This is a genomic window from Lentzea sp. NPDC004782, from assembly GCF_040609115.1.
Classification (GTDB): Bacteria; Actinomycetota; Actinomycetes; order Mycobacteriales; family Pseudonocardiaceae; genus Lentzea.
The window spans coordinates 1-11,391 of sequence record NZ_JBEXJN010000054.1 but is presented as its reverse complement, the minus strand read 5'-3'; the positions used below and the strand labels follow the sequence as shown (position 1 = coordinate 11,391).

At 70.1% G+C, this 11,391-nt stretch carries 9 protein-coding genes; 1 reads left to right on the top strand and 8 read right to left on the bottom strand.

Features of this window, described 5'->3' with window-relative positions:
• Nucleotides 1–5 precede the first annotated feature (5 nt).
• The 8 genes from ABZV40_RS36160 to ABZV40_RS36125 all read right to left on the bottom strand — a co-directional run bounded on the left by ABZV40_RS36160 (nucleotide 6) and on the right by ABZV40_RS36125 (nucleotide 10,989).
• Nucleotides 6–473: a CBS domain-containing protein gene (locus ABZV40_RS36160; RefSeq protein WP_355452265.1), complete on the bottom strand. Its 468-nt coding sequence runs from the start codon at nucleotides 471–473 to the stop codon at nucleotides 6–8.
• Nucleotides 474–497: 24 nt separating this feature from the next.
• Nucleotides 498–1,238: a respiratory nitrate reductase subunit gamma gene (gene narI / locus ABZV40_RS36155; RefSeq protein WP_355452262.1), complete on the bottom strand. Its 741-nt coding sequence runs from the start codon at nucleotides 1,236–1,238 to the stop codon at nucleotides 498–500.
• Complete coding sequence (narJ, locus tag ABZV40_RS36150; RefSeq protein WP_355452259.1) at nucleotides 1,235–1,924, bottom strand: nitrate reductase molybdenum cofactor assembly chaperone; 690 nt, start codon at nucleotides 1,922–1,924, stop codon at nucleotides 1,235–1,237. Before narJ ends, narI begins: the two co-directional genes overlap by 4 nt.
• Nucleotides 1,921–3,540 (bottom strand): nitrate reductase subunit beta, encoded by a 1,620-nt coding sequence (narH, locus tag ABZV40_RS36145; RefSeq protein WP_355452256.1) that lies wholly within the window; start codon nucleotides 3,538–3,540, stop codon nucleotides 1,921–1,923. Before narH ends, narJ begins: the two co-directional genes overlap by 4 nt.
• A gap of 1 nt (nucleotide 3,541) precedes the next feature.
• Complete coding sequence (locus ABZV40_RS36140; RefSeq protein WP_355452253.1) at nucleotides 3,542–7,255, bottom strand: nitrate reductase subunit alpha; 3,714 nt, start codon at nucleotides 7,253–7,255, stop codon at nucleotides 3,542–3,544.
• A gap of 210 nt (nucleotides 7,256–7,465) precedes the next feature.
• The gene (locus ABZV40_RS36135) at nucleotides 7,466–7,900 is read right to left on the bottom strand and encodes an STAS domain-containing protein (protein WP_355452250.1); all 435 of its coding nucleotides are present in this window, start codon (nucleotides 7,898–7,900) and stop codon (nucleotides 7,466–7,468) included.
• 151 nt (nucleotides 7,901–8,051) lie between these two features.
• A complete protein-coding gene (locus tag ABZV40_RS36130) occupies nucleotides 8,052–9,719 on the bottom strand; it encodes a GAF domain-containing protein (RefSeq protein ID WP_355452247.1) in 1,668 nt (555 codons plus the stop codon).
• A 121-nt stretch (nucleotides 9,720–9,840) separates the two neighbouring features.
• A complete protein-coding gene (locus ABZV40_RS36125) occupies nucleotides 9,841–10,989 on the bottom strand; it encodes an acyltransferase (RefSeq protein WP_355452244.1) in 1,149 nt (382 codons plus the stop codon).
• A gap of 113 nt (nucleotides 10,990–11,102) precedes the next feature.
• On the opposite strand from ABZV40_RS36125, the gene ABZV40_RS36120 reads away from it, so the two are divergent.
• Nucleotides 11,103–11,258, top strand: coding sequence for a hypothetical protein (locus ABZV40_RS36120; protein WP_355452241.1), 156 nt, complete (start codon nucleotides 11,103–11,105; stop codon nucleotides 11,256–11,258).
• The last annotated feature ends 133 nt before the right edge of the window (nucleotides 11,259–11,391 follow it).

Below are 11,391 nucleotides of genomic sequence, written 5' to 3'. Positions count from 1 at the left end.
GGGACCTACCGATGCGGCGACGGGGACCGTCCCCTGAATTGCTCCAACGCGGCGCGTTCGGCTGCCCGCGCGGCGACGTCGGCGTCGCTGCAGAATCCGGTCAGGCGGCGTTTGAGGCAGAGCAGGCCCAGCAGGGTGCCGTTGTCGTCGATCACGGCGCGGCGGCGCTGCCCACTCGTCACGAGGAGCTCGCGGGCTTGTTCGGCCGGCAGGTCCGCCGGGATCGTGCGGCCCGACATGTGGGAGTGCGGCAATGCGAGTTCCGCGTCGTCGAGGTCGTCGCGCAGGTCGGTTCGCACGAGGGTGCCGATGAGGCGTCCGGACTCGGTGAGCAGGAGCAGGTGGACGTGGTCGTCGGTGAAGCAGGCGCGGGCCTGGCCGACGGAGGTGTCGATCGGCGAGGTCTTCGGGTGTCGCACCAGTACGTCGCCGACGGTCTTGCCGATCAGCGCCAGCGCGGTGGGAGCGGTCACGGTGTGGCCATTCGGTGAGAGTGGTCAGTGTCGGAGGTGGTGCAGGCCGCGGTCCCGCACGGTGGCCGGGGCCGGAGCAGCGGCGGCGGGTGACCCGCGGCGGGCGCGGTAGACGACGTAGGGGCGCCACAGGTAGGCGATCGGTGCCGACCACACGTGCACGAGCCGGGTGAACGGCCACAGCGCGAGGAACAGGAAGCCGCCGATCGCGTGCAGTTGGTAGACCAGCGGCGCTGTGGTCATCAGGTCGGTCTGGGGCGAGAACCAGAAGATGCCGCGGAACCAGACGGCGATCGTCTCGCGGTAGTCGTAGCCGTCGCCCAGCAGGTTCGTCCCGACGGTGGCGGTCATGCCGAGCACCACCATCGCCGCGAGTGCCACGTAGAGCACCTTGTCCATCTTCGTGGTGACGCGGCGGACCCGGCCGTTGACGACGCGGCGGGCGATCAGCAGGACGAGACCGGCGACGAGCACGACGCCCGTGATGGCGCCGCCCCACACCGCGGCTGCGTGGTAGACGTGCTCGGGAACGCCGATCTGCTCGGTCAGCGAGGCCGGCACGAGCAGGCCCAGGGCGTGGCCGGCGATGACGCCGAACGCGCCGAGGTGGAACAGCGGCGAGCCCAGCCGCAGGAGACGGCTTTCGAGGAGCTGGCTGGTGCGGGTGGTCCAGCCGAACTGGTCGTGCCGCCACCGCCACACGTGGCCGACGAGGAACACCGCCAGGCAGGCGTAGGGGACGACGATCCAGATGAGAGTGTTCATCGGGCGCTCTCCAGCGTCGGGCACGGTTCGGTGCTGAGGGACGGGCCGAAGCCGATGGCGTCGACGTCCGTGCCGTAGGGCGCCAGGCCGACGGACTCGACGGGCGGGCCGTCCTCGGCGAGGGCTCGGATCGCCTCGCGGTCGGTCTCGGTCAGCGGGGGCAGTGCGGTGACGACCGCGTCGAGCAGGTGGCGGTAGGGAGACCCGTTCTCCCGCAGGGCCGCGCGCAGCAGCTCCACACCGCGGCGGTGCTGGCGCAGCGGCGCCTCGCCGTCGCCGGGACCCGCGATGGCGGCGAACTCCAGCACGACCGGCAGCAGGTCGGGCAGCTCGCCGTCGGCCAGACGCAAGCCGTGGGCGCGGTAGCGCTGTTTGAGGGTGAGCAGGGCGATGCCGCGCTTGCGGGTGTCGCCGTGCAGGTAGTACGTCAGGTACAGCCCGGAGCGGCGGCGCAGGTCGAAGGTCTGCACGTAGTGGGTCTCGACCTCGACCGCGCCGGTGGTCAGGAACCAGTCGAGGAACGCCGCGAGCCGCGTCCGCACCTCGTCGTGGCTGATCTGGGCGACAGCCGCGCGCAACTCGTCCGCTGCCGCGAGAAGGCGTGCGTCCGGGTAGGTGAGCAGCGCGGCGCAGAGGTCGAACAGGCGGGTCCGGTCGGCACCGGCCACAGTGGACTGTTCGGTCACGGTCGCCTCCTGCTCGGGTCGATGGACAGGCCGATCCTGCCGTCGTCGCGGCGGGAGACCAGACTCGTGCGCCCGGGGCGGACCCGGGCACCGTCGGCCACGAGGTGGAACTGCTCGGCGGTGGCCCCGGTCATCCCCGGACCGCCGGCGCAGTCCAGCGAACAGTCCGAAGTGGATGCCGCCTGTGCCTCCAGGGCGGCGGCGTCCTTGGCGTAGGCGGTGGGAACGACGTAGCGCTCGTCGTACTTGGCGATGGCGAGCAGCCGGTACATGGCCTCGATCTCCTGGCCCGTCATGCCCACGGCCTCGCACAGCTCCTCGGCGACGGTGCCGTCGAGGGTCCTGGCCCGCATGTAGGAGCGCATCGCGGCCAGCTTCATCAGCACACCGGCCACGGCGTCGGCGTCGCCGGCGGTGAACAGCTCGGCGAGGTACTCCACGGGGATCCGCAGGTTGCGGATGGTGTGGAAGACGTCGTCGGCGTCGGTGTCGTCCAGGCCCGCGGCGCCGACGGCGTCCAGCACGGGGGAGAGCGGCGGGACGTACCAGACCATCGGCAGGGTGCGGTACTCCGGGTGCAGGGGCAGCGCGATCTGGTAGTCGCTGATCAGCCGCCACACCGGAGACGCCTGCGCGGCGAGCACCCACTCCTGCGGCAGACCGGCCTCGGTGGCCAGCCGCACGGTCTCGGGGTCGTGCGGGTCCAGGAACACCTTCCGTTGTGCCGCAAGTAGTGCCTGTTCGTCCTGCACGGAGGCCGCGGCGAGCACGGCGTCCTCGTCGTAGAAGACCAGGCCGAGGTAGCGCAGCCGGCCCACGCAGGTCTCCGAGCAGATGGTGGGCTGACCGGCTTCGATGCGCGGGAAGCAGAAGGTGCACTTCTCCGCCTTGCCGGTGGCGTGGTTGACGTAGACCTTCTTGTACGGGCAGGCCGTCACGCACATCCGCCAGCCGCGGCAGCGGTCCTGGTCGACCAGGACGATGCCGTCCTCCTCACGCTTGTACATCGCGCCCGACGGGCACGCCGAGACACAGGCGGGGTTGAGGCAGTGCTCGCAGATGCGCGGCAGGTGGAACATGAACGTCTTCTCGAACTCGAACTTCACCCGCGCCGCCGCGTCGGGGGCCATCGCGGTGATGTTCGGGTCGGTGGCGCCGCGCTCGTGGGCACCGCCGAGACCGTCCTCCCAGTTGGCGCCCCACTCCAGGCTGATCGGTTCGCCGGTGAGGGCGGAACGGGGCTGTTTGACCGGGGTGTCGGCCAGCCCGGCCGGTGCGGACACGAGGACGTCCTTGTCGAACGTCGCCGGCTCGTAGTAGTCCTCCAGCGTCGGCAGGTCGGGGTTGGCGAAGATCCGGGACAGCCGCTTGACCCGGCCACCGGAGCGCAACACCAGCCGCCCCTTGGCGTCCAGCTTCCAGCCGCCCTTCCAGCGCTCCTGGTCCTCGTAGTGCTTGGGATAGCCGATGCCGGGCTTGGTCTCGACGTTGTTGAACCAGACGTACTCGGTGCCCTCGCGGTTGGTCCAGGTCTGCTTGCAGGTCACCGAACAGGTGTGGCAGCCGATGCATTTGTCGAGGTTCATCACCATGGCGACTTGTGCGCGGATCCGCATGTCAGTACTCCACTTCCTGCGTGCGGCGGCGGATGACGGTGATCTCGTCGCGCTGGCTGCCGATGGGGCCGTAGTAGTTGAAGGCGTAGGTCATCTGGGCGTGGCCACCCGCGAGGTGCGTCGGCTTGACGAGCAGCCGCGTCATCGAGTTGTGGTAACCGCCGCGCTTTCCCTTGCCGCGACCGGCTTTCTCGGTCTTGGGCACGTTCACCGTGCGTTCCGGCGAGTGGTACTGGAACACCGTGCCCTCGGGCATCCGGTGGCTGACCACCGCGCGGGCCACGATCACGCCGTTGCGGTTGACGGCCTCGACCCAGTCGTTGTCGGCCACACCGGTCTTGGCCGCGTCCTCGACGCTCATCCAGATCACCGGACCACCGCGCGAGAGCGCGAGCATCAGCTCGTTGTCGTGGTACATCGAGTGGATCGACCACTTCGCGTGCGGGGTGAGGAACCGGACCGTCACGCCGCCGTCGGCCACGTCGCCGGGCTTGCCGAAGTGCCGGGCCATGTTCAGCGGCGGCCGGTAGCCGGGCAGGTGCTCGCCGAGCTCGGCCACCCAGTCGTGCTCGACGAAGAAGTGCTGCCTGCCGGTGAGGGTGTGCCAGGGCTTGAGGCGCTCGACGTTGATGGTGAACGGCGAGTACCGGCGCCCGCCCTTCTCCGAACCGGACCACTCCGGGCTGGTGATCACCGGCTGCGGCGCCTCCTGCGTGGCCGCGTAGGTGACGTGGTCGGTCTCGTGGCCCTCGACCAGATCGGTGAACCGCTGCCCGGTGCGCTTCTCCAGCTGCTGGAAGCCTTCGTGCGCCACCCGGCCGTTGGTCGTGCCGGACAGGGCGAGGATCGCCTCGCACATCCGGTCCGCTGTGGACAGTGACGGGCGGCCGGCGAACGGGCCGCCGGTCACGACACCGTTCTGGTGGCGCAGGTACTCGAGCTCCGCGGTGACGTCGACCGTGATGCCCTTGGTCGTCGTGCCGAGCTTGTCCAGCAGCGGGCCGACCGCGCGCATCTTCGCGCCGATGAGGGTGTAGTCGCGTTCGACCTCGACCAGCTTCGGCATCGTCACGCCCGGCACGGGCTCGCACTCGCCGCGCTTCCAGTCCCGCACCCGGCCCGACGGCGTCGCCAGCTCGTCGGGGGTGTCGTGCTGCAGCGGCGCGGCCAGCACGTCGCGGCGGGTCCCGAGATGCGTGACGGCCAGCTCGCTGACCTTGTCGGCGATCGACAGGAAGGCGTCGTAGTCGGTGTGCACCTCGGCGGGCGGGGCGACCGCGGGGGAGAACGCGTGCACGAACGGGTGCATGTCGGTGGTGGAGATGTCGTGCTTCTCGTACCAGGTCGCGGCGGGCAGCACGACGTCGGCGTGCAGGCCGGTGTTGGTCATCCGGAAGTCGATCGCGGTGAGCAGGTCGAGCTTCCCGGTCGGCGCCTCGTCCCGCCACGTCACGTCCCGGGGCCGTTCGTCCGGCCCGCACTCGTCCGCCGAGGCGAGGGAGTCCACGCCGAGCAGGTGCTTCATGAAGAACTCGTTGCCCTTGCCCGAGGAACCGAGCAGGTTGGCCCGCCACAACGTGAGGCAGCGGGGGAAGTTCGCGGGGTCGTCGGGATCGTCCGCGACGGCCTTGAGGCGTCCGGCGCGCAGTTCGGCGACGATGTGCTCGGCCGTGCTCACACCCGCCGCGGCGGCTTCGTCGGTGAGGTCGAGCGGGTTGCGGTTGAACGCCGGGTGGCCAGGTGACCAGCCCATCCGCTGGGCGGCCGCGACGGTGTCGGCGAACGTCATGCCCGCCAGCAGGCCCTGCCCCAGCGGGGACGCCAGCTCGTCGGCGGGCACCTTCTCGTAGCGCCACTGGTCGGTGTGCAGGTACCAGAACGGCGTGCCGGCCTGGTGGCGCATCGGGCGCTGCCAGTCGAAGGCGAAGCTCAGGTGCTGCTGCCCGGTGATCGGCCTGGCCTTCTCCTGACCGACGTAGTGCGCCCAGCCGCCGCCGTTGACGCCCTGACAGCCGGTGAGTGTCACCAGCGCGATGAACGCCCGGTAGGTCATGTCCGAGTGGAACCACTGGTTCGCCCCGGCTCCCAGCGCGATCAGGGACCGGCCGCGGCTGCGTTCGGCGTTGCGGGCGAACTCGCGCCCGATCTTCGCCGCCAAAGCCGCCGGGACACCGGTGATCCGCTCCTGCCAGGCCGGGGTGTGCGGGGACTCCGCGTCGTCGTAGCCGGAGGGCCACTCGCCGGGGAGGTCGCCGCGACGCACGCCGTACTGGGCCATCACCAGGTCGAAGACGCCGGTGACGAGCTGGTCGCCGACGCGCAGGACCGGGACACCGCGGCGGATGGTCGTCCCGCCCTCGGTCTCGCCGATGTCGAACCGCGCGAGGTCGATCTCGACGGATCCGCTGCCGTGGCCGAGCACGCCGAGCGCGGGCACGACGTCGCCGAGGTCGAGGTTCCACCGGCCCTCGCCCTCGGGGGAGTACCGGAACCCGAGCGACCCGCCCGGCACCACCGGCTCGCCGGACGCGTCGTCGAGCAGCACCGTCTTGTGCTGAGCGCCGGTGTCCTCGTCGCCGAGGTCGGCGGCGGTGAGGAAACGGTCGGCGACGTACACGCCCGGCTCGCGCTCCCGCAACGTGACCAGGAACGGCAGGTCCGTGTAGGACCGCACGTAGTCGGTGAAGTACGGCACCTGCCGCTTCGCGAAGAACTCGGTCAGCACCACGTGCCCCATGGCCATCGCCAGCGCCCCGTCGGTGCCGGGGTGCGGGGCCAGCCAGTCGTCGGCGAACTTGACGTTGTCGGCGTAGTCGGGGCTGACCGCGACGACCTTCGTGCCGCGGTAGCGGGCCTCGGCGAGGAAATGTGCGTCCGGCGTGCGGGTGACCGGGATGTTCGAGCCCCACATGACGAGGTAGGTGGCGTTCCACCAGTCCGCGGCCTCGGGGACGTCGGTCTGGTCGCCCCACACCTGGGGCGAGGCGATCGGCAGGTCGGCGTACCAGTCGTAGAACGACAGCAACGTGCCGCCCAGCAGCGCGTGGTAGCGAGTGCCGGCCGCGAAGGACGCCATCGACATCGCAGGGATCGGGGAGAACCCGACGACACGATCAGGTCCGTAGTTCTTGGTCGTGTACACGTGTGCGGCGGCGACCATGGTCGTCACCTCGTCCCACGAGGCGCGCACGAACCCGCCGCGGCCTCGCTGTCCTTTGTAGACAGCCGCCTTGCGGGGGTCCTCGACGATGTCGGCCCACGCCGCGACCGGGTCCCCGAACCGCGCGAGACCGGCGCGGAACATCGTGATCAGCGAGCCGCGCACGTAGGGATGCCGCACGCGGGAGGGCGAGTACTCGTACCAGGAGAACGACGCGCCACGGGGGCAGCCCCGAGGTTCGTAGTCAGGGCTGTCCGGACCCGTGGTCGGGTAGTCGGTCGCCTGGTGCTCCCAGGTGATCAGGTCGTCCTTGACGAACACGTTCCAGGAGCACGACCCGGTGCAGTTCACGCCGTGGGTCGATCGCACGACGCGGTCGTAGCTCCACCGGTCGCGGTAGAACGACTCCCAGGCTCCGGAGTCGATCTGGTGCAGCGTCCGCCCGTGGTCGCCGACCGTCTCCTCGGTCAGGAACCGCCGGACACCGAGCAGTGCACCGTGGCCCGGAACGTGATCGTTCCCGAGCTTCGCAGGTAGTTCAGGAAGGGAAGGCACGGTCCACGGCTCCTTCGGGTGGTTCTGGCTGAACTGCAGGCCAGAACCACGAAGGCGGGGACCGGCCAGGCACCACCAAGGATCACGAAGCATCGCCGGCGACCCACCAGGCGAACGTCCCGCATCCCGGATGACCTACGTCCCCGAGTCCTGGCGGGCACTCGCCGGCCAACGCGGAGACCACAGGTCGTGCTGCTCGACGGGTCGGCGTCAGTCGTCGCTTTCGTGGAGCATGCGGCTGGGAGTCCGCCGCAAGGCCGCGACGGCGTCGCTCAACGACGAGTAGCAGCCGATCACCCGGTCGACTCCTGTGACGCCCAGTGATCGCAGCACCGCGCGGTGAGTGGCCACGAGTGCGATGGCACCACCGCGGCAGGCGGCCTGCTGGTGGGCGTGGATGAGCAGGTTGAGACCGCTGGAACCGAAGAACGTCACGTCACGCAGATCGACCACTGTCCTGCTCAGCCCAGCCGCCGGTGCATCATCGAGCGCGTTGCGCAGGGGTTCGAGGCTGTCGTGGTCCAGTTCACCGCACACCCCGATGACCTGTACATCATCGCACCGCGATGAGCGCACGGTGACCTGGAAATCGTCGTGGTCCAGCTCGCCCATGGGTGACACCTCACCGACCAGGGAGAACGTCATCCGGATCCCCTGATGAAGTCGGGCCCGGACAGGCGCTCACGGTCATTCGACTGCGAACAGCGAACCAGAAACCCCGTCCTGACTCACTCCGACCGCCAGTCATTCATGCGAATGGTCCAGTGGAGGATCCCGGGCGCGACGGCACATCCGCTCAGTTCAGCGGGACCTGCCATCTCAAGCGGGTGCCGCCGTGCGGAACGGGTTCGACGGTGAGGTGACCGCCCGATTCGGCGGCACGGCGTTCCAGGTTGCGGAGCCCGCTGCGTGCCGCGCCCAGGTCGATGCCGACGCCGTTGTCGACGACGTCGAGGGTGAAGCGGTCGGTGGTCGCGTCGACGGTGACCGTCGCCTTGGTGGCCAAGCCGTGGCGCACGGCGTTGGACAGCGCCTCGCGCAGGACCGCCTCGGCGTGTGCGGCGATGTCGTCGGGGACGAGGGTGTCGACCGGCCCGGACATCTTGACCGTCGAGGTCAGCTCGCCGGCCTGTGAGGTGGCGATGTCGAGCAGGCGGTGGCGCAGGCTCGTCGCGGCCTCGTCGGGGGGAGTGTTCAGGTTGAAGATCGCCATGCGGAGTTCGCTGATGACGCCGTCGAGTTCGGTGACGGTCTGGTTGACGCGGCGCTCTGCGGGGTGACCTCGCAGCTGCCGGAGGCTGCCCTGCAGTTTCATGCCGGCGGCGAGCAGCCGCTGGATGACGTGGTCGTGCAGGTCCCGGGCGATCCGGTCGCGGTCGGAGAAGACCGCCAGTTCCTCGGCGGCCTGGCGTTTCTCGGCCAGCTCCAGCGCCAGAGATGCCTGGTCGGCGAAGGACGCCAGGGTCGGCACCTGCTCCGGCGAGTAGGGAGTGCGGCCTTTGCGCCGCACGGCCAGCAGGACCCCGACCACGTCCTGTCCGGAACGCATCGGTACGCCGAGTGCGTGCCGGTAACCCGGCAAGAGCCGGGTCAGCACGGGATGTGCGCTCTGGTCCAGGTCCGCTTCCAGCACCGGAGTCGCCGAGCTGAAGACCTGGCCGACGACCGGGTTGGTCAAGGGAATCACGCTGCCGCGCGGTATGGAGTCCAGGTCGCTGGCATCGACGCGGACGCAGTCGTCCTGCTCGTCGCGCACCAGCACCAGGGCGCAGTCGGCGTCGGCGAGCTCGACGGCCCTGCGGCAGATCAGCCGCAACGCGTGCTGCTGGTCCGCACCGGACAGCAACTCGGTGATGACCTCGCTGGTGGCCTCCAGCCGCCGTTGCCGCAGGGTGGCGTCGGCGAACAGCCGGGCGTTCTCCACCGCCACCCCGGCCGCCGCCAACGCCAGCACCACGACCTCGTCATCGGCCGTGAACTCCGTGGCCGAGCGCTTGTCGGTCAGGTAGAGGTTGCCGAAGGCGGCACCGCGCACACGGACGGGAACGCCGAGGAAGTTGCGCATCGGCGGATGGTGTTCCGGGAAACCGACCGAGGACGGGTGGGTGGCGAGGTCGGTGAGCCGCAACGGCCGCGGGTCGGCGATCAGCTGCCCGAGCAACCCGTGTCCGGTCGGCAGCGGCCCCATCTGCTGCCTGGTCTGTTCGTCGATGCCCACGTAGACGAAGTTGGACAGCCTGCCGTCCGGCCCCAGCACTCCGAGCGCCCCGTACCGGGCGTCGGCCAGCTCGGTCGCGGCCTCCACGATCCGCTTGAGCGTCGAATCGAGCTCCAGCCCGGAGCCCACCGCGATGACCGCGTCCAGCAACGCCTGAAGCTTGTCCTGGCGGTAGGCGATCTGGTTGAGCCGATCCGTCACCTCCTGCAGCAGCTCGCCGAGCCGCAGTCCCGACAGGTCACCCAAGGCGGGGACCACCTGACGGCGAAGGCGAGGGTTCGGGCGTAGGCGCGGCATCGGAGTCGGAGCCCATGCCCAGCGACTACCCGCCCCCGCGACGAGGTAACCGGAGACCACCCCGAAGGGCTCAACCACCGAGGACCTGCCGCAACGGTGTCCTGGTCACCAGCACGTGGCCGATGCCGAACGAGGCCACGATCCCCACAACCGCAGCCACCAGGGCCTTGGCCTCGGCGGGCAGCGCCAGCGGCCTGAGCGCGACCGACGTGGCCACCAGCACAGGGCCTTGAAGAACGAAGGCTGCGAAGGCTGCCCGGCGGGTGGACCGGGAGAGCCTCCACCGGCCCGGCAGGCGTTGCGCCACACCGAGCAGCGCCACCGAGCCGAACACCACGAGTACGGCCTCAGCGACCGCCAAGGCCAAAGCCTGCCAGTGCGGTCCTCCGAGGAAAGGGGTGACATCGGGCATGCCACCGCGCACCACGATCACGCCGAGGGCCACGACGGCGATCAACACGAGCACGGCTGCCGTGATGCTCTTGGACCGGCGGGCGAGTGCCTCCGGAACCCGGCCGACGATGCCCGTGTCCGCCGCGAGCAGCCCGAGCACGAACATCCCGGCCAGCTGGGGCCACTGCCACAGGTGCAGGTCCCCCGGCTGACCGCTGCGCGCCGGGAACGCCAGCCGGACCAGAAAGGTGGTCACCGCGATCACCACCACTGCGACCGGCAACCAGTGGTCTCGCCACACCGGCAACCGGTGCCCGTAGCGCGCCCACGCCGCGTACCCGAGCGAGAACAGCAGCAGGACCTCGGCGAACCACAGCGACCCGCTGTCGAGCACGTGGTCGCGCTGGGTCAGCACCCACCAGTACCCCACGTCGTGGCCCGCTGACCGGTAGGCCAGCAGCATGCTCGCCGGCCACAGCACGACGGCGGAGACGACGAACGGCACACCCAGCCTCACCGTCCGCTCGCGGGCGAAGCGCCGCGGCCCGCGCCGGTGCAGCGATCCGGGAGTGAACAGACCTGCCAGGAAGAAGAACGTTCCCATGAAGAACAACCCGGACGGGCCCAGCGCCGCCATCAGGGCCAGCTCGACCTGCGGGGTCAGCGTGGTCTCCCGGACCTCGTCGTAGGGCCAGCCGCCGACGGCGGAGTAGCCCAGCAGCGCGTGACCACCGATGACCCATGCGACGAGCACCGTCTTCAGGTCGTCCACAGCAGGTTGACGCGTGCGGGGCTGGTCTGAGGTCGCTCGGTCGATGGTGCTCACGCTGTCGAGTGTTGGCGGTCGTGCGCACCGGTCGCAGTGCCGCTGGTCCGTACCGGACCGGGTAGGAAGCCTCACTCGCCGAGACCGGCACCGGTCATCTCCGGTGGTGACCTTTGCGTCTGAAAGGACTGCGGGCCTGGTTCGGTGAGATCCGGCTGCCCGTGGTGCGACCGGGCTCGACCGTCATGCCGGGCAAGATCAACCCGGTCGTCGAGAACAGCATCGGGTTCGCCACCGCGTACCAGATCTTCGGCCGCGGCACGTGGTGATCGAACACGCGCCGCCAGAGCCCGCGGATGCCGCCTGCCGCCGGCGACCTGACCGGCGGCACCTTCACGGCCAGTCGCCGATCCGTCGTCCGATCAGCACTTCCGGCAGGAGGTAGGCGTGGACCGCCTCACC